Source organism: Aestuariivirga sp. (assembly GCF_046294715.1).
Classification (GTDB): domain Bacteria; phylum Pseudomonadota; class Alphaproteobacteria; order Rhizobiales; family Aestuariivirgaceae; genus Aestuariivirga.
The window spans coordinates 34,953-56,118 of the sequence record NZ_JBKBKI010000026.1; the positions used below are offsets into that span (position 1 = coordinate 34,953).

At 66.7% G+C, this 21,166-nt stretch carries 16 protein-coding genes; 10 read left to right on the forward strand and 6 right to left on the reverse strand.

From position 1 onward, the window contains the following. Positions 1-88: 88 nt before the first annotated feature. The 7 genes from ACK4HL_RS15515 to ACK4HL_RS15545 all read left to right on the forward strand — a co-directional run bounded on the left by ACK4HL_RS15515 (position 89) and on the right by ACK4HL_RS15545 (position 8,660). Entirely contained in the window at positions 89-1,339 is a 1,251-nt protein-coding gene (locus ACK4HL_RS15515; protein WP_409761977.1) for a sarcosine oxidase subunit beta family protein, read from the forward strand. An 11-nt stretch (positions 1,340-1,350) separates the two neighbouring features. After that, on the forward strand, positions 1,351-1,635 hold the full coding sequence (locus ACK4HL_RS15520; RefSeq protein WP_409761941.1) for a sarcosine oxidase subunit delta: 285 nt from the start codon (positions 1,351-1,353) through the stop codon (positions 1,633-1,635). Beyond that, entirely contained in the window at positions 1,632-4,550 is a 2,919-nt protein-coding gene (locus ACK4HL_RS15525; protein ID WP_409761943.1) for a sarcosine oxidase subunit alpha family protein, read from the forward strand. The genes ACK4HL_RS15520 and ACK4HL_RS15525 overlap by 4 nt, the downstream gene beginning before the upstream one ends. After that, positions 4,543-5,103 (forward strand): sarcosine oxidase subunit gamma, encoded by a 561-nt coding sequence (locus ACK4HL_RS15530; RefSeq protein WP_409761945.1) that lies wholly within the window; start codon positions 4,543-4,545, stop codon positions 5,101-5,103. Before ACK4HL_RS15525 ends, ACK4HL_RS15530 begins: the two co-directional genes overlap by 8 nt. A 146-nt stretch (positions 5,104-5,249) precedes the next feature. Continuing rightward, positions 5,250-6,377, forward strand: coding sequence for a TRAP transporter substrate-binding protein (locus ACK4HL_RS15535; protein WP_409761947.1), 1,128 nt, complete (start codon positions 5,250-5,252; stop codon positions 6,375-6,377). Positions 6,378-6,441: 64 nt separating this feature from the next. Beyond that, the gene (locus ACK4HL_RS15540) at positions 6,442-7,332 is read left to right on the forward strand and encodes a TRAP transporter small permease subunit (protein ID WP_409761949.1); all 891 of its coding nucleotides are present in this window, start codon (positions 6,442-6,444) and stop codon (positions 7,330-7,332) included. After that, positions 7,329-8,660, forward strand: a complete 1,332-nt coding sequence (locus tag ACK4HL_RS15545) for a TRAP transporter large permease subunit (protein WP_409761951.1) — start codon at positions 7,329-7,331, stop codon at positions 8,658-8,660. The genes ACK4HL_RS15540 and ACK4HL_RS15545 overlap by 4 nt, the downstream gene beginning before the upstream one ends. A 52-nt stretch (positions 8,661-8,712) precedes the next feature. Here the strand turns inward: ACK4HL_RS15545 and ACK4HL_RS15550 are convergent, their stop codons facing one another. Next, positions 8,713-9,885: a pyridoxal phosphate-dependent aminotransferase gene (locus ACK4HL_RS15550; protein WP_409761953.1), complete on the reverse strand. Its 1,173-nt coding sequence runs from the start codon at positions 9,883-9,885 to the stop codon at positions 8,713-8,715. A 132-nt stretch (positions 9,886-10,017) separates the two neighbouring features. On the opposite strand from ACK4HL_RS15550, the gene ACK4HL_RS15555 reads away from it, so the two are divergent. Together ACK4HL_RS15555 and mdoH are read left to right on the forward strand one after the other, a co-directional pair. Further along, a complete protein-coding gene (locus ACK4HL_RS15555; protein WP_409761955.1) occupies positions 10,018-11,586 on the forward strand; it encodes a glucan biosynthesis protein in 1,569 nt (522 codons plus the stop codon). Then, positions 11,559-13,442 carry a glucans biosynthesis glucosyltransferase MdoH gene (gene mdoH, locus ACK4HL_RS15560; RefSeq protein ID WP_409761957.1) on the forward strand — a complete coding sequence of 628 codons (1,884 nt, stop codon included), beginning with the start codon at positions 11,559-11,561 and terminating at the stop codon, positions 13,440-13,442. The genes ACK4HL_RS15555 and mdoH overlap by 28 nt, the downstream gene beginning before the upstream one ends. A 35-nt stretch (positions 13,443-13,477) precedes the next feature. Here the strand turns inward: mdoH and ACK4HL_RS15565 are convergent, their stop codons facing one another. Further along, positions 13,478-16,924 carry an acyl-[ACP]--phospholipid O-acyltransferase gene (locus ACK4HL_RS15565; RefSeq protein ID WP_409761959.1) on the reverse strand — a complete coding sequence of 1,149 codons (3,447 nt, stop codon included), beginning with the start codon at positions 16,922-16,924 and terminating at the stop codon, positions 13,478-13,480. A 173-nt stretch (positions 16,925-17,097) separates the two neighbouring features. Between ACK4HL_RS15565 and ACK4HL_RS15570 the strand changes: the two genes are divergently transcribed. After that, on the forward strand, positions 17,098-17,586 hold the full coding sequence (locus ACK4HL_RS15570; protein WP_409761961.1) for a fasciclin domain-containing protein: 489 nt from the start codon (positions 17,098-17,100) through the stop codon (positions 17,584-17,586). 68 nt (positions 17,587-17,654) lie between these two features. Here the strand turns inward: ACK4HL_RS15570 and ACK4HL_RS15575 are convergent, their stop codons facing one another. The 4 genes from ACK4HL_RS15575 to ACK4HL_RS15590 form a co-directional block, all read right to left on the reverse strand. Continuing rightward, on the reverse strand, positions 17,655-18,314 hold the full coding sequence (locus ACK4HL_RS15575; RefSeq protein WP_409761963.1) for an HAD family hydrolase: 660 nt from the start codon (positions 18,312-18,314) through the stop codon (positions 17,655-17,657). Then, positions 18,307-19,884 carry a 5-guanidino-2-oxopentanoate decarboxylase gene (locus tag ACK4HL_RS15580; RefSeq protein WP_409761965.1) on the reverse strand — a complete coding sequence of 526 codons (1,578 nt, stop codon included), beginning with the start codon at positions 19,882-19,884 and terminating at the stop codon, positions 18,307-18,309. The genes ACK4HL_RS15575 and ACK4HL_RS15580 overlap by 8 nt, the downstream gene beginning before the upstream one ends. Before the next feature lies 1 nt (position 19,885). Then, the gene (locus tag ACK4HL_RS15585; RefSeq protein WP_409761967.1) at positions 19,886-20,878 is read right to left on the reverse strand and encodes a peptide ABC transporter ATP-binding protein; all 993 of its coding nucleotides are present in this window, start codon (positions 20,876-20,878) and stop codon (positions 19,886-19,888) included. Next, positions 20,875-21,166 (reverse strand): oligopeptide/dipeptide ABC transporter ATP-binding protein (locus ACK4HL_RS15590; protein WP_409761969.1); only part of this gene is annotated, 292 nt, incomplete at its 5' end. The genes ACK4HL_RS15590 and ACK4HL_RS15585, both read right to left, overlap by 4 nt.

The window sequence follows — 21,166 nt, forward strand, 5'->3', positions numbered from 1 at the left end:
GCAATTCTATCAGGAAACGGCTCTCAACTGCAAGACGCGCCCACGCCCGGGGCCTACACCTGTCGGCAACAAGCTCCAGGACCAGCGCATGCGCTACAACGTATTCTCGCTCATCAAGAACTCCTTTTCCGGCCACAAGAACTGGCAGCCCGCATGGCGGGAGCCCGAGCCCAGGAAGGAATATGACATCGTCATCGTCGGCGGGGGCGGCCATGGGCTCGCCACGGCCTATTACCTCGCCAAGGAGCACGGCCTCACCAACGTCGCCGTGCTCGAGAAGGGTTGGCTCGGCTCCGGCAACATCGGCCGCAACACCACCATCATTCGTTCAAACTACCTGCTGCCGGGCAACAACCCGTTCTACGAATGGTCGATGAAGCTGTGGGAGAACCTGGAGCAGGATTTCAACTTCAACGCCATGGTCTCGCAGCGCGGCGTTCTGAACCTCTGCCACACGGACGCCCAGCGCGACGCCTTCGCCAGGCGCGGCAACGCCATGCGCATCGACGGCGTGGATGCGGAATTGCTCGACCGCGAGCAGGTGCGCGAGATGTATCCGTTCTTCGACTACGACAATGCCCGCTTCCCGATCAAGGGCGGTCTCCTGCAGCGCCGCGGCGGCACGGTGCGCCATGACGCGGTTGCCTGGGGCTATGCGAGGGGCGCCGACAGCCGCGGGGTGGACATCATCCAGCACTGCGAGGTGAAGGGCATCAGGATCGAGAACGGCAAGGTGCTGGGCGTCGACACCAGCAAGGGCTTCATCAGGTGCAAGAAGCTCGGCCTCGCCACCGCCGGCAATTCCTCCGAGACGGCCGCCATGGCCGGCATGAAGCTGCCCATCGAAAGCCACGTGCTGCAGGCCTTCGTGTCGGAGGGCTTGAAGCCCTACATCGACGGTGTCGTCACCTTCGGCGCGGGTCACTTCTACGTCTCGCAGTCGGACAAGGGCGGCCTCGTCTTCGGCGGCGACATCGACGGCTATAATTCCTATGCACGCCGCGGCAACCTGCCGATGGTGGAGCATGTGGTCGAGGCGGGCGTCGCCATGATCCCGTCTCTCGCCCGCGTGCGCGTGCTCCGCTCCTGGGGCGGCATCATGGACATGTCGATGGACGGTTCGCCCATCATCGACAAGACGCACATCCAGGGCCTCTATCTCAACACCGGCTGGTGCTACGGCGGCTTCAAGGCGACCCCCGCCTCGGGCTGGTGCTTCGCCCACACCATCGCCAGGGACGAACCTCACAAGCTCAACGCCGCCTATCGTCTCGACCGGTTCAGGACCGGCCACATGCTCGACGAGAAGGGCCAGGGCGCCACACCGAACCTGCACTGACGGAACCAGCCATGCTCATCCCATGCCCCCATTGCGGAACCCGCCCGGTCGAGGAATTCACCTTCCTCGGCGACGCCTCGGTGACCCGCCCCACCACCAACGATCCGGCCTCCATGGACCAGTGGTTCGACTACGTCTACCTGCGCGACAACCCGCGCGGCCGCTTTGACGAATACGCGCATCATTCGGGCGGCTGCCGCGCCTGGCTCGTCGTCACGCGCAACACCGACACGCACGAGGTCCATGGCTGCGTCACCGCCCGGGACCATGCAAAGGCGAAGGGAGCGCAGTCATGACCTCCTACCGTCTCCAGAGCGGCGGCCTCATCGACCGTTCGGCCGAACTCGCCTTCAGCTTCGACGGCAAGCGCTTTTCCGGTTACCGGGGCGACACGCTCGCCTCCGCATTGATCGCCAACGGCGTTCACCTGATGGGCCGGTCCTTCAAGTACCACCGGCCGCGCGGCGTCATCACCGCGGGTGCCGCGGAGCCCAACGCGCTCGTCGAACTGCGCGAGGGCGGCCGCAAGGAACCGAACACCCGCGCCACCATGATCGAGCTTTATGACGGGCTCGTCGCCACCAGCCAGAACCGATGGCCCTCGCTCGACTTCGACGTCGGCGCGGTCAACTCGCTCGCCTCCTCGATCTTCGTCGCGGGCTTCTATTACAAGACCTTCATGTGGCCGAAGAGCTTCTGGGAAAAGATCTACGAGCCGCTGATCCGCCGCGCCGCGGGGCTCGGCACCGCATCCCGCCTCCCCGACCCCGACAAGTACGAAAAGGCCTACGCCCACTGCGACATGCTGGTGATCGGCTCCGGTCCTGCCGGTCTCATGGCTGCGCTCGCCGCCGCGCGCTCGGGCAAGCGCGTGATCCTGGCGGATGAGGGCGCGGCGCTGGGCGGCTCGCTCCTCAGCGAGCGCGAGGAGATCGGCGGCACCACCGGCCTCGATTGGGCGATGGGCGTGCTCGCCGAACTCGCGTCGATGCCCAACGTCACGCTGATGCCGCGCACCACGGTGATGGGCTGGTTCGACGGCAACGTCTTCGGCGCCGTCGAGCGCGTGAACGATCATGTGGCCGCGCCCGATCCCTACGAGCCGCGCCAGCGCTACTGGCGCATCATCGCCAGGCGTGCGGTTCTGGCGGCGGGTGCCGAAGAGCGCCCCGTGGCGTTCGGCGGCAATGACGTGCCGGGCGTCATGCTGGCCTCCGCCATGCGTGCCTATGCCAACCGCTATGCCGCGGCGGCCGGCCGTTCCGTCGTCGTCTTCGGCAACAACGACTCGGCCTACCGCACCGCGCGTGACCTCAAGGCGCACGGCGTGCACGTCGAGGCGATCGTCGACAGCCGCAAGGAGTCGAAGGCGGATGCCGCGGGCGTCCTGGTGCTCCGCGGGCGGATGCTCGCCGACGTGGCTGGCGGCAAGGGCGTCAAGGGCGTGCACCTCACCGACGGCACCCACATCAGCTGCGACGCGGTGGCCATGTCGGGCGGCTGGAGCCCGGTCGTCAATCTGGCCTGCCATCGCGGTCAGAAGCCCAGGTGGGACGGCAATCTCCTCGCCTTCCTGCCGCCCGATACCGGAAGCGCCTTCAGCGTCGCAGGATCGGCCGCGGGCAAGATGCTTCTCTCGGAGTGTTTGGCAGACGGCGCGGCGAAGGGCGCAGCGGACGGCAAGGCGATCGCCGTGCCGCAGTGCCGTGACGAGGCCTTTGCGATCGCGCCGCTGTGGTGGGTGAAGGAGAGCCACGGCAAGGCCTTCGTCGACTACCAGAACGACTCGACCGCCAAGGACCTGCCGCTCGCCGCGCGCGAGGGCTACCGCGACATCGAGCTCGCCAAGCGCTACACGACCACGGGCATGGCCACCGACCAGGGCAAGCTCGGCAACGTGATCGCCATCGCCATCATGGCGCAGGCCACCGGCCGGAGCATGGACGAGGTGGGCACCACCACCTTCCGGCCATTCTACACGCCCGTCGCCTTCGGCGCGCTGGCGGGCCCATTCACCGGCCACCATTTCCAGCCCGTGCGCAAGACGCCGCTGCACGAGTGGGGGGAGGAGCAGGGCGCGGTCTTCGTCGAGACCGGCCTCTGGATGCGCTCATCCTGGTTCCCGCAGGAAGGCGAGGACTGGCTCGCCTCCGCCTCGCGCGAGGTGCTGGCCACGCGCAGCGCCGTCGGCCTCTGCGACGTCTCCACCCTCGGCAAGATCGACGTCCAGGGCAAGGACGCCGGCGCCTTCCTCGACAAGCTCTACTGCAACACCTTCTCCACTCTCGCGGTGGGCAAGGCGCGCTACGGCCTCATGCTGCGCGAGGACGGCATCGTCTATGACGACGGCACCACCTCGCGCCTTGCGGAGGACCATTACGTGATGACGACGACGACGGCGAACGCCGCCAAGGTCATGGCGCAGATGGAATTCGCGCACCAGGCGCTCTTCCCCGATCTCGACGTGACCTATGTCTCGGTCACGGAGCAGTGGGCGCAGATGGCGGTAGCTGGGCCGAAGGCCCGCGCCACGCTGCAGAAGATCGTCGACGGTCTCGTCATGACGGACGAAACCGTCCCCTACATGGCGGCTCTCGAAGTCACCATTCTGAGCGGTGTCCCGGCGCGGCTCTTCCGTCTTTCCTTCTCGGGCGAGCATGCCTATGAACTGGCCGTGCCTGCCGATTACGGCAACATGGCCGCGCGCGCCGTCATGCAGGCGGGCGAGGAGTTCGGCATCACGCCCTATGGCGTCGAGGCGCTGTCGATCATGCGCATCGAGAAGGGCCATGTGGCGGGCGGCGAGCTGAACGGCACCACGACCGCCGCCGACCTTGGCCTCGGCAAGATGATGTCCACCAAGAAGGACTACATCGGCCGCATGATGGCGCAGCGCCCCGGCCTGACGGACGCCAACCGCCAGTGCGTCGTCGGTATCCGGCCGGTGGATTCCACCGACCGCATCCGCTCCGGCGCGCATCTCCTGAAGAAGGACGATACGCCCTCCATGGCCAATGATCAGGGCTACGTCACCTCGGTCGCCTGGTCCCCCATGCTGAACATGTGGATCGGGCTGGCGCTCCTCGCCAATGGCCGCGCCCGCCACGGCGAGATCGTGCAGGTCTGGGACGGCCTGCGCGGCTCGCGCGTGATGGGCGAGGTCTGCGATCCCATGCATTTCGACAGGGAGAACAAGAGACTCCATGCCTGACACATCCGAGATCATGCTGCCGCGCGTCTCGCCCCTCAGGGACGTCGCGGTTCAGGGCCGCTTCGGAGCCTCCCGCGGGGTTCCCGGCGTAAGCTTCAGCGTCCGCCATCCATTGTCGATCGTGACGGTCATCGCCCGGGCGGGGCAGGGCGCTGCCACCGGCGCGGCGCTCAAGCCATACGCGGCGCAGTGGGCGGGTCCCGACCAGTATTTCGTGCTGGCGGAGGGCCGCGGCGAGGGAGCTCTCTACCGCGAGCTCAAGGCAGCATTGGCAGGCATTGCCTCGGTGAGCGACCAGAGCCATGGCCGCGTCGTCATCCGGATTTGCGGTCCGAAGGCACGCGCCGTGCTCGCCAAGGGCACGCCGGTCGACCTGCATCCGGATCACTTCCCGGTCGGCAAGTCCGCCATGACGCAGATGGCCCATGTCGGCGTCCATCTCACCCGCATAGGGGAAGACTCCTATGATCTGTCGGTCTTCCGCGGCTTTTCCGAAAGCTTCTGGGAATGGATCACCGAACAGGCCGAGGAATTCGGCTATCAGGTGACCTAGCGTTCGGCAGCCTCGGCGCATTATACTTTCGACTAAGTCGGCTTTTCCCATTGAACCGGCTCCCCGGATCATGCGTTAATTGTCGCTAAGCGCAAAAGCGCATGCATGAGCGGCAGCCCAAGGCCGCAAGAACCAGGGAGGACTAAATGCCGAAGATACGAAAGCCCGCCGAACCCGCATCCCGCCGCGCGTTCCTGAAATCGGGCGCTACCGCAGCCGCGGCGGGGGCAGCCACGCTCGCCATGCCGAATGTGGTGCGTGCGCAGGAAGCCGCGGTGTTCAAGTTCCAGAGCACCTGGCCCGCGAAGGACATCTTCCACGAATATGCCCAGGACTTCGTCAACCGCGTGAACGAGATGGGCGGCGGACGGCTCAAGATCGAGCTTCTGGCGGCCGGTGCCGTCGCCAAGGCGCTCGAAGTGCATGACGCGGTGCTCTCCGGTACGCTCGACGGCGGCCACGGGGTTACCGCCTACTGGTATGGCAAGCACAAGGCCTTCTCGCTGTTCGGCACGCCGCCCGCCTGGGGCTGGCGCGCCAACCAGATGCTCGGCTGGATCAAGTATGGTGGCGGCCAGGCGCTTTATGACGAGCTCGTCCAGCAGGTTCTTGGGCTCGATCTCGTCGGCTTCCTCTCGGGGCCGATGCCTACCCAGCCGCTCGGCTGGTTCAAGCAGCAGGTCACGGATGCCGAGCAGCTGAAAGGTCTCAAGTACCGCACGGTGGGCCTTTCGGCCGACCTGTTCAAGGAACTCGGCGCTGCGGTGACGATCATGGGCGGCGGCGAGATCGTGCCGGCCATGGACCGCGGCCTCCTCGATGCGGCGGAGTTCAACAACCCCACCTCCGACACGCTGCTGGGCTTCCCCGACGTGTCGAAGGACTACATGCTGCAGGGCTATCACCAGTCGGCCGAGTGCTTCGAGATCATCTTCAACAAGACGAAGTTCGATGCGCTGGCGCCGGAGCTGCAGGCGGTGATCCGCTATGCCGCCGAAGCGGCCTCTGCCGACATGAGCTGGAAGGCGATGGACCGCTATTCCAAGGACCTGGAGGCGCTGAAGGCCGCGGGCGTGAGGGTTCACCAGACGCCCGAGTCGGTGCTCCGGGCGCAGCTCGCCGCCTGGGACAAGGTGATCGAGGCGCAGTCTGCCGAACCCTTCTTCGCCAAGGTGGTGGAAAGCCAGAAGGCCTGGACGAAGCGCGTCGTGGGTGCCCAATTCGAGATCGAAGTCGACCAGAAACTGGCCTACGACTACTTCTTCAAGGCCTGACGACAGTGCTTCCCCGTCCGGCCGTCGAGGCCGGACGGCTTGGCTCTCGGGGGGAGGTTGAGGCATGAAGCGCGAACGCTGGGCATTCGTCCTGTTTGCTCTGGGCGTGGCCGGCATCGTTCTGGCCATCTTCTGGTCGCTCTCCGCCTATGGCGATGTGGGCCGGATGGTCGCCAGCAAGGGCCTGAGGCCCAACAACAGCTTTGCCTGCCTCGTCTCCTGGGCCGAGCGCTGTGCGCTGCTGGAGGAGGCCCACGCCACGAACGGCACCACGCCTTACTCCCCGCTCGTCTTCTGGGCCGGCGTGGCCATGATCCTCGTGAGCTTCGTGATGCAGCTGTTGCCGCAATCCCCGGGGGAGGGTTGGGCGCCGCGGCTGCAGCGCCTCCTTCTGCCGGTCGACCGTGTCAGCACTCTCGTTGGCCAGGTCTTCGCCTGGTCGATCCTGCTGCTCACCTTCGTGGTGAGCTACGAGGTGTTCTCGCGCTATGTGCTGGGTGCCCCCACCGACTGGGCCTTCGATGCGAGCTACATTCTCTATGGCGTTCTGTTCATCATGGCGGGCGCCTATGCGCTCGCGCGGAACGCCCATGTGAGGGGCGACTTCCTCTACCGCGCCTGGCCCCCGCGCCGCCAGGCGGGCATGGATCTCGTGCTGTATATCCTGTTCTTCTTCCCGGGCATCATCGCCTTCATCTACTCGGGCTACGGTTTTGCAGCGCAGTCGTGGTTTACCCACGAGCATTCGGCCTACAGTCCGTCCGGCCTTCCGGTCTACCATTACAAGACGGTGATCCCGGTGACCGGCGTGCTGCTGCTGCTGCAGGGCGTGGTCGAGGTGGTGCGCTGCCTCGTCTGCCTCCGCACCGGCCAGTGGCCGCAGCGCCTGCACGACGTGGAAGAGCTCGAAAAGGTCATCCTCGAACAGCATGCCGGCGAAGGAGCAAGGCCGTGACCGACCCTCAACTCGGCGTGCTGATGCTCGTGCTCTTCGTCGGGCTCATCATGCTCGGCTTCCCGATCGCCTTCACGCTCATGGCCATGGGTGTCGGCTTCGCCTTCCTCGCCTTCGACGGCAACTGGGAGCCTGTCATGGCGCTCCTCGTCCAGCGCACCTGGTCGGTGATGACGAACGACATCCTGATCTCAGTGCCGCTCTTCGTCTTCATGGGCTACATCGTCGAGCGCGCCAACATCCTGGACCGGCTCTTCCGCTCCATCCAGCTCGCGGCCGGCGGCCTGCCGGGCTCGCTCGCCGTTGCCACGCTCATCACCTGCGCGCTCTTTGCCACAGCCACCGGCATCGTCGGCGCGGTGGTGACGCTGATGGGCCTCCTGGCTTTTCCTGCCATGCTCCGCCATGGCTATGACGTGCGCCTGTCTGCGGGGGTCGTCTGCGCCGGCGGCTGTCTCGGCATCCTCATTCCCCCCTCGATCATGCTGATCCTCTACGGCGCCACTGCCGGGGTCTCGCCCGTCCAGCTCTATGCCGGAGCACTGTTCCCCGGCCTCATGCTGGCGGGGCTCTACATTCTCTATGTCATGGTGCGCGCCATGCTGAACCCGAAGCTCGCGCCGCCGCTTCCCCTGGAAGAGCGCAACGTGCCGGTCGGCACCGTCATCTACGAGCTTCTCACCTCCTTCATGCCGCTGGCCCTGCTCATCCTGGCGGTGCTGGGAGCGATCATGTTCGGCCTGGCGACGCCGTCCGAGGCGGCCGCCATCGGCGCGCTGGGTGCGCTGATCCTCGCCGCCGCCTACCGCTCGCTGAACTTCGAGAAGCTCAAGGAATCCGTCTACCTGACGGCGCGCACCTCTGCCATGGTGGGCTGGCTCTTCGTCGGCTCCTTCACCTTCTCGGCGGTCTTCGCCATCCTGGGCGGCGATGCCGTGATCAAGGATTTCGTGGTGGGGCTCGATCTCTCGCCCTTCATGTTCCTGCTGGTCACGCAGATCATCATCTTCATTCTGGGCTGGCCCCTGGAATGGACGGAGATCATCGTGATCTTCGTGCCGATCTTCCTGCCGCTGCTCGATCACTTCGGCATCGACCCGCTGTTCTTCGGCCTCCTGATCGCGCTCAACATCCAGACGTCCTTCCTGTCGCCCCCCGTGGCAATGGCGCCCTTCTACCTGAAGGGCGTGGCGCCGAAGGAGGTGAACATCAACGACATCTTCGCCGGCGTCATGCCCTTCATCTTCCTGGTGATCGCGTCGATGGCGCTGCTCTACGCCTTCCCGCAGATCGGCCTCTGGCTGCCGCAGCAGATCTACGGACGCTAGCCGTCAGCCTTCCTGCTTCCATCGCTGCGCAGCGGAAGAATGCACTCGCCGTTCAGATCCGCTCCGCCAGCCTTGCGATGCGCTTGCAGGCTTCCGCCATCTCCTCCGCGCTGACGGTGAGCGCCACGCGCAGGTGGCCGGAACCTCCGGCCCCGAAGCTCTCGCCGGGCATGGTGACGACATTCTCCTCCTCGAGCAGGCGCCAGGCGAAGGCCTCGCCGGAAAGTCCCGTCTTGCGCACGTCCACCATCACGAACATGCCGCCCTCGGGCATCCGCGCCGAAACCCTGTGCGAGCCGGCGAGCGCCTTCACCAGCGCCCGGGCGCGCTCCTCATAGGCGCGCTTCATCGCGTCGAGCTCGGGGAAATGCGTGTCGAGCGCGAAGGCCATCGCGTCTTCGAGGAAGGGCTGGGAACCGAACAGCATCGTCTCCGTCACCGGGATGCAGCGGTCGCAGAACTCAGGCGACGCCGCGATCCAGCCGCAGCGGAAGCCGGGAAGCGCGTGCGACTTCGAGATCGAGGAGACGACGATCGTCCGCTTCTCCAGCTCCGGCACGTCGAAGGGCGAGGCGAAGACCGTGTTGCCATAGGTCAGCGTGGCGTAGACCTCGTCTGAGATGATCCAGAGATCGTGGGCCTCGCACAGCTTTCCGATTTTCTCGATCTCGGCACGGGTGAAGACCGCACCGGTGGGGTTCGACGGCGTGTTCATCAGCAGGGCGCGCGTCTTGGGCGTGATCGCCTTCTCGACGTCCCGGGCCTTGAGGTGAAAGCCGTGATCCGGGTCGACGCGGATCGGCACCGGAATGCCCCCGGCGGCGGCGATCACTCCTTCATAGGTGGCGTAATAGGGGTCCGCCATCAGCACCTCCTCGCCCTCGTCCACCACCGTCATCATGGCGGCGTAGAGGGCGGTCTGGGTGCCGGGGAGATAGATGAACTGGTTCTCGTGGATGGCGCGGCCGGTCTGCCGGGTATAGAGCCGGGCGAGCGAGCGGCGCACGTTGATCTCGCCCCGGCCTTCGGCATAGCGAAGCCGGCCGGCGCGCATCTGCCGGTCCGCCTCGTCGAGGATGGCCTGCGGCGGCGGCGCGTCCGGCTCCCCGATCGACAGGAAGATCATCCGCTCGCCCAGCGCCGCCCGGCGCCTGCCCTCGATGTGAACGGCCCATTTCTCGGAGCCGAGGCCGTCCAGCCTCGCCGTGACTTTCGCAAATTTCATCCTGGGAACCCTTGTTTTGCCGCGCTTTTAGTGCAAGGCCACGGCGCGGTCGAGGGGCCGCGGGATGGGCTTTACATTTTCGGGAGTTAGGCTAGCTTGTGCGCCGCACCATTTTTCTCGGATTTCCCCAGAATGGAATTTTCACGGCGTCAGGTCCTGAGGTCGGCGGCAGTGCTTGGCGCGCTCGCGGCGGCGCTCCGTCAGGGACTGCTGCCCAGCGTTGCAGAAGCCTCCGATCTCTTCATCGAACGCCAGCCCTTCGCCGAGGACCACGTCCGCAAGCTTGCCGAGTCCCTCGCTCAGAAGCCTTGGGAAGACGTGCGGATCGCCATGCCCCCTGGCTGGGAGGCGCTCACCTACGACCAGTACCGTGACATCCGCTTCAACCCGGAAAAGTCCTTCTGGAAGGGCGAGCCGCACCAGTTCTCCTTCGACCTCTTCCATTCCGGCTTCCTGTTCACCGCGCCCGTCGACGTCCACGTCGTCGAGAATGGCGAGGCCGCGCGCATCAATTACAGCCCGGAGCTCTTCAACTTCGGCCCGCTGGCGCCCGAGATGGACGGCAAGACCGACATGCACTATGCCGGGCTGAGGCTCCGGCATCCGATCAACTCGAAGGAGTACAACGACGAGTTCCTGGTGTTCCAGGGCGCGTCCTATTTCCGCGGGGTGGGGCGCGGCCTGCTTTATGGCCTTTCGGCACGGGGCCTCGCCATCGACACCGGCCAGCCCAAGGGTGAGGAATTCCCCATGTTCCGCGCCTTCTGGGTGAGGAAACCGGATCCCGCCGCCACCACCGTCGTGGTCGAAGCCCTGCTGGACAGCCCCTCGGTCACCGGGGCCTACAAATTCGCGGTGAAGCCCGGCGAGGATACGCAGATGGACGTCGAGCTCGTGCTCTTCCCCCGGCGCGACCTCCCGCATGTCGGCATCGCGCCGATGACGTCGATGTTCCTGCTCGATGCGCTGTCCAGGCCGGTCGACGATTTCCGTCCCGCCGTTCACGATTCGGACGGGCTGATGATGCAGACCGGGGCGGGGGAGTGGCTGTGGCGCCCTCTCGCCAATCCCAAGACGCTGCAGGTCAGCGCCTTCATCGACACCAGCCCGCGCGGCTTCGGCCTGATGCAGAGGAAGCGCCAGTATCGCGACTTCCTGGACCTCGAATCCCGCTACGAGCGCCGTCCCAGCCTGTGGGCCGAACCGGTCGGCGATTGGGGGCCGGGCGCCGTGGAGCTCTACGAGATCCCCACCCAGCTCGAGACCAACGACAACATCGTCGCCTTCTGGCAGCCCAAGGATCCGCTGAAGCAGGGCCAGAGCTATTCCTACGTCTACCGCCTGCACTGGTGCGCGGATTGGCCCATGGGTGTCGAACTCCCCGTCGGCCGCACCGTGTTCTCCGGCGCCGGTGTCGATCCCAACTACTCGTCTGATCCGCCATCTTATGACCCAGATCTGCGGCTCTACATCGTCGAGTTCGCGGGCGGCGATCTCGAAGGAGACGTCGTTGCGGACGTCACGGCCTCCGCCGGCGTGATTTCCAACGTGCATGCGGCAAAGAACGACGTCGAGAAAACGACGCGGCTCTCCTTCGAGCACAACGTCAATGGGGCAGACATCGCGGAACTGCGCGCCGTGCTGAAGCGCGGCGACAAGAAAGTGAGCGAGACATGGCTCTTCCGGTGGACCAGAAGCTGACCGACACCATACCGCCTCCGGCACCGCTCGACATGCCCATCCAGGATCTGAAGTCCTGGGCGGGCAAGGCCCGGCCCGTCGGCAATGGCGCGGACGTCGTGATGGCGCGGATCTTCGTGTTCGGCGCCTCCTTGCTCATCACCGGCTTTGGCACCTGGAAAATGTACGAGGTGATCAGCCCGGTGAACGTCACCGCGCTGCAGGTGCTGTTCGCGAGTTTCTTTGCGCTCACCTTCGCATGGATCGCCTTCTCCTGCGCAAGCGCCATTCTGGGTTTCGCCATGCTGATGCGCGGCAGGCCGGCACTGCCGCCGCTCGCGGGGATCGAGGAGACGGGCCGCACCGCGCTGCTGATGCCCGTCTACAACGAGGATCCGGAACGGGTCTTCAACGCGCTCTTGCGCATGGGCCAGGCGCTCCGCCGCGAGGGAGTTGCACGGCGCTTCGACATTTTCGTGCTGAGCGACACCCGCAAGGACTCGATCGCCGCCGCCGAGCGCGAGGCCTTCTCCTGGCTCAGGCGGCAGCTCTCGCCCGCGATGCGCGTCTACTATCGCCGGCGCGAGAACAACCACCACCGCAAGGCCGGCAACATCGCCGATTTCGTCACGCGCTGGGGTGCTGCCTACGACCACATGATCGTGCTCGATGCCGACAGCGACATGAGCGCTGCCGCCATGATCACGCTGGCCCGCGCCATGGCGGCCGATCCGCAGGCGGGCATCATCCAGTCGCTGCCGCTGCTCCAGAACCGCTGGACGCCGTTTGCCCGCATGACGCAGTTCGCCGGCCGCGTCTACGGGCCGCTGGTGGCCACCGGCCTGGCCGCCTGGCACGGACGGGACGGAAACTACTGGGGCCACAACGCCATCATCCGCACCCGCGCCTTCGCCGAGGCCGCGGGCCTGCCGGAGCTCACCGGCCGCAAGCCCTTCGGCGGCCACGTTCTGAGCCATGACTTCGTCGAGGCGGCCCTGATCCGGCGTGCCGGCTACGCCGTCACCATGCTGCCGCAGCTCGCCGGCTCCTATGAGGAGACGCCCCCATCCCTCGTTGATCTCGCCACGCGCGACAGGCGCTGGGCGCAGGGCAACCTGCAGCACATCAAGATCGTCGGTGCGAAGGGCCTCCACTGGGTGAGCCGCGTCCACCTCGTACAGGGCATCATGTCCTATCTCGCCTCGCCGCTGTGGCTGATGCTTCTGATGGCGGGGCTGCTGCTCGCCACCGTCGCGCGTCACGTCACGCCCAACTATTTCCCGGAGAGCTTCTCGCTCTTCCCCGTCTGGCCCGTCTTCGATCCCGAACTGGCGCTCCGCCTCTTTGCCATCACCTTCGGCGTGCTCTATCTCCCGAAACTGCTGGCGCTGCTGCTGGCGTTGCGCGACCCTGACCTGCGCAAGGGCTGCGGTGGCGTCGCCGGCCTGTTCAAGAGCGTGGCCGCCGAAACCCTGGTCTCCATGCTGCTCTCGCCCGTGATGATGCTCATCCAGTCGCGCTTCGTGGCGGATGTGTTCCTCGGCCGCGATTCCGGCTGGAACGCCCAGAACCGCGACGATCAGGCGATGCCGCTCGCCGCCTGCGCCCGCACCCATGCCGCGCATGTCCTCGGGGGCCTGGGCTTCGCGGTACTCTCCTTCCACGTTTCCTGGGCCGCATTCCTGTGGCTGGCGCCGATCGCCGGGGCGCTCATGCTTTCCCCGCTCGTGTCCTGGGCTTCGGGACTTCCCGAACTCGGCCGCAGGCTGTGGCACTGGAACGTATTCCGCATCCCGGAAGAGGCTCCGCGCCGGCCTGAGGAAGCGGCGTTCGACGAGGATCTGGCCGCCGAGCCGCTGCTCGAGGCGGCGCAGTGATCAGCCGGGCCTGACCGCCTTCGCGATTTCGATGCTCACGGCTTGACCTGCTCGCGCGCCATGCGGTTCAGCGCCTGGTAATCCGTCTTGCCGGAACCGAGCAGCGGCAAATCCTTTATGACGATCACGTTGCGCGGCACCATCAGCGCCGTCGTCCCCAGTCGTTTCATGCCTTCCGCCACCTTCTTGGCATCGAGCTCGGGGCTTGTGGTGAACATCACGAGCTGCTCGCCCTTCCTCAGGTCGGGCACCGCCACGACGGCGTGGTCCGCCTCGGCGAAGGCCTGCTTCAGCTTCTGCTCGACGAGGCCGAGCGAGATCATCTCGCCGGCGATCTTGGCGAAGCGCTTGGCACGCCCCAGGATGGTCACGAAACCATCTTCGTCGATCTTCACGATGTCGCCCGTGTCATACCAGCCGTCGGGCGGCGCCTCGACCACGCCGGGATTGTCGGCGCGGAGATAGCCCAGCATGATGTTGGGACCTTTCACGAAGAGCCGCCCGCCCTCGTCGATGCCGGGCACCGGCTCGAGGCGATACTGGATCTGGTCGAGGAGGCGGCCCACGGTGCCGGTGCGGAAATGCATCGGTGTGTTGACGGCAACGACCGGCGCGCATTCGGTGGCGCCATAGCCCTCGAGGATGCGGAGCCCGAACTTCTCCATCCAAACCTCGCGCGTCTCGGGCTTCACGCGCTCCGCCCCAGCAACGACGAGGCGCACGTTGAAGAAGTCGTAGGGGTGGGCGCTTCGGGCATAGCCCATGAGGAAGGTGTCGGTGCCGAACAGCACCGTTGCGTTGGTCTCGTAGCAGAGCTCCGGCACGATCTTGTAGTGGAGCGGCGAGGGGTAGAGGAAGGTCCTGACGCCCGCCAGCACGGGAAGCAGCGCCCCGCCGGTGAGGCCGAAGGCGTGGAACATCGGGAGCGCGTTGAACACCACGTCGGAGGCGGTGAAGGCGATGCGCGCCGCCGCCTGGAAGCGGTTGGCGTGCAGGTTCCTGTGCGACAGCACCACGCCCTTTGGCAGGCCCTCGGAGCCCGAGGTGAAGAGGATCACCGCGGGGCCATTGGGGTCGCGGAGCGCGCCGGTCATGCGCAGCGCCGTCTTCGAGAAGAAGCGCGCCCAGAAGCCGAAGGCCTTGTCCCGGAGCGTCAGCGTCTCGCGCAGTTCTTCGAGGAAGATCACCTTGCGCCCCTCGGAGAGCACCTTGAGGTCTTCCTCCATGTTGCCCGCTTCGATGAAGCGCCGCGAGGTGACGACGGTCGAGACCTGCGCGGCCGTGCAGGCCGCCGCCATGTTCACCGCCCCGGTCGAGAAGTTCAGCATGGCCGGCACGCGTCCGAAGGCGTGAAGCCCGAAGATCGTCACGAAGCAGGCCGTGGCGTTGGGCAGCAGCACGCCCACGTGGCGCTGCCCGGGCGTCATCTCCGCCATGCGCCGGCCGAGGATGAAGGCGCCCATCACCAGCCTGTCGTAGTTTGCCGGGGTGCGCTGCACGTCCTCGAGCACCACGTGGCGGCGTCCGTGGGTGTGGCGCGCGTCGAGAAGCGCCTCGAGCAGCGTGCGGTCGATGTTCGAGGTGCGGAAGACCATGTCGGTCATAACGTCATAGAGCTTGTCGGCCTGGTGCTGCCGCAGCGCCGCGCCGCGCCTGCCCTCCGGCGGATCGAACTTCACCGGCGGCAGGAAGGTGATCGTGATCTTGGGGAACCAGCGCAGCCTGAGCTTGCCGCGCATGCGCGAGAAGGGCGTGTAGAGCGCGCCGTCGATCCGCACGGGCAGCACGCGCGCGCCCGCCATCTGCGCGATGGCGCCCGGCCCCTCATAGACCTTCATCAGCGCCCCCGTCACGGTGAGGCGGCCCTCGGGGAAGATCACCACCTTGCGGCCCTTCTTCAGCTCGTCCACGAGCACGCGCAGCGCCATCGGGTTCGTGGGGTCGATGGGGATCATCTTGAACAGCGCGAAGCTGGGCTTCGCCCACCACGCCTGTCCGACATGCGTGTTGATGGCGAAGCTCGCCCGCTCGGGAAGGAAGGCGGAAATCAGCGGTCCGTCGAGGTAGGAGGTGTGGTTGGCGATGATCACCGCCTTCCGCCCAGCGGCGCGGTAGTTCTCCATCCCCTTCACCTCGACGCGGTAGACGAGGCCGAAGATGAGCCGCGCGATGCTGGCGGCCAGTTCCTGGGTGAGGAGCCGCGCCACGAACAGCGAGGCCACCGCGTTGGCAAGCCCCAGCAGCAGGAAGAAGGCCTGCGCCGACATGGCCTTGAGCAGCACCGCGCCCGCCACCGCCGAGGCGATCATGAAGATGGCGTTCATCACGTTGTTGGCGGCGATGACCCGCGCCCGCCGCGAAGGGTTTGAGCGGTGCTGCATGATGGCGTTGAGCGGCACCGCGTAGAGCCCGCCGAAGAAGGCCACGAAGAACAGGTCCGCCGCCACGCGCCAGCCCTGCCAGTGGCCGAAGAAGGCGGCAATTCCGTTGTTCGCGCTCCCCGCCAGGATGGCGTTCACGGCACCCGCCGCGAAATAGAGGTCGAGCAGGAACACCGTCATCATGATCGAGGCGATGGGCACGTAGCGCGGCGAGACCTCGCCCTTGAGCAGCGCGTTGGTCAGAAGCGAGCCCGCCCCGATGCCGATGGTGAAGAGGCCGATGAAGGCATTGGCCACCGTGTCGCCCGCCAGCAGCACGTCGCGGGTGAATACGGGAAGCTGCGCCATGATGGCGGCGCCGAGGAACCAGAACCACGAAGCGCCGATCACCGACCAGAACACGTCCTCGCGCTCGCGCGCATAGGAAAGGAGCTTCAGCGTCTGGCGCGGCACGTTCCAGTCGAAGACGATCGTGCGGTCGCCGGGCGCGGAGGGCATCAGGAAGGCGCAGCCGAACGCGGCCACGGCGAGCGCCACGATCGAGAGGGCGAGCAGCGGCCTTCCCCAGTCCTCGAGCACCAGGAAGCCGCCGAACAGCGTGCCGAGAAGGATGGTCACGAAGGTGCCGAGTTCGATCAGCGCGTTTCCGGCGATCAGCTCCTCGCGCCGCAGGTATTGCGGCAGCACGCCATACTTGATTGGCCCGAAGAAGGCGGCGGTCGTGCCCGCGAGGAACAGCACGGCAAGGTGCATGAATGGGTTCTCGAGCCACAGGCTCAAGGCCCCGAACACCATGGCCGCGAGGTCGAACGCCTTGATCCAGCGCGCCAGCATGGCCTTGTCGTGCTTGTCGGCGAGCTGGCCCGCGATGGCCGAGAACAGGAAGTAGGGCAGCATGAACAGCGCCAGCCCCGCCTGCACGAAGAGCGTGGCGTCGAAGCCGAAGCGCACCGCCAGGTCGTAGGTGATGAGGATGGCGATGCCGTTGCGCACCGCGTTGTCGTTGAAGGCGCCGATCGCCTGGGTGACGAAGAGCGGTAGGAAGCTCCGCGACTTCAGGATCGCGAACTGGCTCTGGCTGTCGTGGGGTCCGCCGCTCATGAACTGTCAGGTCCGGCCATTGGGGGTTTTTTCGGAGTGGGCCCGCCGAATATGTCAGACCTGTGGTGGATCATCAAACGCCGAAAAACTCTTTGTGAAACACCGTGCGCAAACCGCGGCACAGAGGGCCCCGTAACGCTCCCTGTCAACTCTGACCTCAGGGAGAACCCGATATGAACCGTTTCCGCAACTTCGCCGCCGCCGCCGCACTGGCCGTCTCGAGCGTCGCGCTCTCCGCCCAGGCCTTCGCCGCCGACATCGTCGACACCGCCGCCGCCGCCGGCAACTTCAAGACGCTGGTCGCGGCGGTTGAGGCCGCGGGCCTCGTCGACACGCTGAAGGGCACCGGCCCCTTCACCGTCTTCGCGCCTTCCGACGAGGCCTTCGCCAAGCTCCCCGCGGGCACCGTCGATGACCTGCTGAAGCCCGAGAACAAGGACAAGCTGGTGGCCGTCCTCACCTATCACGTGGTTCCCGGCAAGGTGATGGCCGCCGACGTCGCCGGCAAGGAGACCAAGGCCAAGACCGTCCAGGGCGGCGAGGTGACGGTGAACGGAACCGACGGCGTCACGGTCGACGGCGCCAAGGTCGTCCAGGCCGACATCGCGGCCGACAACGGCGTGATCCATGTCATCGACGCGGTGATCATGCCGAAGATGTGACCTCCAATTGCCCTCTCCCCCGCGAGAGGCGATGGGAGAGGGTGCCCGGAGGGCGGGTGAGGGCCTCTTCAGCCGAGCAGGTCGCCGATCAGGCGGCGTGTGGTGACATGATCGCCGGAAAGATGGCTCGCGCCCGCCGCCCCCAGCCTTTCGCGCCGCGCTGCGTCCAGCGAGAAGCCGATGAAGTGGACGCCGTTGGCGAGTCCCGCCTCGACGTCGTTGAGGTTGTCGCCGATGTAGACGATGCGCTCGCGCGGTAGGCCCGTCGCTTCGATGGCGCGGGCCACCGTCTCGCGCTTGTGGCCGGAGCCTTCCGCTCCGAAGGCAAGCCCGCTCACCGGCTGCCACAGATTCCTTGATGCGAGCCGCAGCTTCGCCGCCGAGAGCAGGTTCGCCGTGGCGATTCCGAGCCGTGACTCCGGGAGCGATGCGAGGAGGTCCCGCGTCCCCGGGATTTCCATCGCCTGGAGCGCGCCCGAGCCCAGCCCTTCGGAGAGAAGCGCCAGGTAATCCGCGAAGATCCCATCCCTGTCCTCCGGCGGCAGCCCGTGCCGCTCCAGAATCTCCGCCACGATGTGCTCGTCGCTGCGGACCCGGTAGCTGTCCCAGTCGCGCGACAGGCCGGTAAGCCCATGGCGGCGCGCGAAGGGAATGAAGAAGGCGTCTTCTTCCTGCGGCGTCAGGTCGAGGAGCACGCCGTCCACGTCGAAGATGACGGCGCTATCCATTGACCATGCGTGGCGTCATCTCGATCAGCGTCGGCCCCTCCGCCACCAGCGCACCGCGGATCGCCTCGGCCAAAGCCTTGAGGTTCCCTGGCTTCTCCGCGCGGCAGCCATAGGCCTTCGCAAGCATCTGGAAATCCGGGTTCTTCAGCGTCACCGCATTGGGCTGGATGCCCTTGTTCACCATGTCGTCGCGGATCTGCCCCAGCGCATCGTTGTTCCACATCAGGATGACGAGCGGCAGCCCGTGCTCCGCCGCGGTGCCGAGCTCGTTGATGGTGTATTGCAATCCGTAATCGCCGATCATCACGGCGACGGGCCTGCCGCCCACGCCGAACTTGGCGCCGATGCCGGCGGGAAGCGCGAAGCCCAGCGTGCCGAAGCCCACGGGATGAAGCCACGTGCGCGGCCGGGAAACCGGGAAGATCTCGTTCGCCGCATAGGCGATCTGCGTCATGTCGGAGCAGATCACCGTGTCCTCCGGCAGTTCCGCGCGGATCACTTCCAGCACCTTGGCCAGCGTGGCGCGGAGCTGATCGGGCTCGCCGAGATCGAAGCTGGCCTTCGCCTCTCCGGCCTTCTCCTGCACGCCCGCGGCGATGGCCTCCAGCGCCTGCCGCGCATCGCCGAGGATGGCGATCTCCGGCGCATGCGGGCGGCTCATCACGGAAGGGTCGATGTCGATGCGGATGAGGTTGCGCCCGATCACCACGTCGTCGTTCCAGAAATCCGTTTCGGAAAGTTCGGAGCCCGCGCAGAGGATGGCGTCGGACTCCGCCAGCATCGTCCACGCGCCCTCGCGTCCCATGACATAGCCGAGGCAGAGCGGGTGGTCGGCCGGAACCGCACCCTTGCCCGCGGTTGTGGTGATGATCGGCGCCTTGATCTTCTCGGCGATGGCGAGGGCCGCTGCGCCAGCATGGAGTGCGCCGCCGCCCAGCACGATCACCGGCTTCCCGGCGCCGTCGAGCTTCCGGATCGCCTCGTCGATCTGCCGCTGCGAGGGCGATGCGACGGCCGGAAGGCCGCGCGCCTCCCAGCCATCGCCCGCCGGCTCCTTGAGCAGGTCGAGCGGGATCTCGAGATAGGCGGGCCTGGGCCGCTGGCTGGCGAAATTGGCGAAGGCGCGGGCGATGGCGTCGCGCACGTCCTTCGGCGTGTAGGCGCGCATGTGCAGGCTCGTCACCGTCGCCGCCGCGCCGCGCTGGTCGATCATCTCGTGCAGCCGCCCGCGCCCTTGCGCCGAATCCCGGATGTCGAGTGCGGAGGAGATGACCAGCACGTTGGAGGAATCGGACCACGCCTGCCCCATCGGCGTGAGGATGTTGGTGAGGCCCGGTCCCGTGATGGTGAAGCACACGCCGGGCTTGCCGGTGGCCCTCGCATAACCGTCTGCCATGAAGCCTGCGCCCTGCTCGTGGCGCACCAGCACGTGCCGGATCTTGGAGCGCGGCAGGGCGCGGTACATCTCGACATTGTGCACGCCGGGAATGCCGAAGATCGTATCGACGCCATAGGCTTCGAGAAGGCCGACGAGGGCCTCGCCGGTCGAGAGTTCCGCGCGTTTGGACATGTCAGGCTGCTTCCGTGCTCGTATCCGCTGAGGGAGGGTTCACGGCGTGGCATGCCACAAGGCTTCCCTCATGCGCAAGCAAGGCTGGATTGACCAGCGGGCAGATTTCGAACCGCCACGGGCAGCGCGGATGGAAGGTGCAGCCCGAGGGCGGGTTCAGGGGGGAGGGCAGTTCGCCCTTGAGCACGATGCGCTCTCTCTTGCGCGTCGGGTCGGGGTGCGGCGTCGCCGAGAGCAGCGCCTTGGTGTAGGGGTGCTGCGGGTTGCCGAAGATCGCCTCGCGCGGGCCCTGTTCCACCGCGCGGCCGAGATACATCACCATCACGTCGTTGGCGATGTGGCGGACAACCGAAAGGTCGTGGCTGATGAAGAGATAGGCCAGGTTGTGCCGCTCCTGGATGTCGGCCAGCAGGTTCAGTACCTGCGCCTGGATCGAGACGTCGAGCGCCGAGACGGGCTCGTCCAGAACGAGGAGCTCGGGGTCGAGCATGAGGGCCCGCGCGATGGCGATGCGCTGGCGCTGCCCGCCGGAGAACATGTGCGGGTAGCGGTCGTAGTGCTCAGGCCTCAGTCCCACGCTCGCCATCATGGCGCGCGCCTTCTCGGTGCGCTCGGCGGAACTCATCCGCGTGTTGACGAGGAGCGGCTCCTCCAGCGCATGGCCGATCTTCTGGCGCGGGTTGAGCGAGCCATAGGGATTCTGGAACACGATCTGCACCTTGGCCCGGAGCGCCTTGAGCGTGGTGGCGGAAGCGCCCGCGATCTCCTGGCCCGCGATGACGAGCGAGCCCGCAGTCGGCGTCTCGATCATGGTGACGAGGCGCGCCAGCGTGGACTTGCCGCAGCCCGATTCGCCCACCACGGCCAGCGTCTTGCCGCGCTCGAGGCTGAAGCTTGCTCCGTCGAGCGCCTTCAGGGTCGCGGGCTTGGCGAAGGCGCCGTGGCTCACCTCATAGTGTCGCGTCAGGTTCGTGGCGGAGACGACGGTGCTCATGCCGCCTCCTCCTTCTTGCCCGGGTGGCCCTGCGGCACGCCGTCCTTCAGCGCGTAGTGGCATAGGGCGCCGCGGGTGCGCATGGGCTGCACCCTGCGGCAGAGGTCGGTGGCGAGCGGGCAGCGCGGCGAGAACAGGCAGCCCGCCGGCCGGTCGAACTGGCCCGGCACCACGCCGGGGATCGAGGGCAGCCGCCGCCCCGTGGCGCGCTCGGGCAGCGCCGCGAGCAGTGCCGCCGTATAGGGGTGGTGCGGGTCGCGGAAGAGATCCCTGACGTTCTGCTCCTCC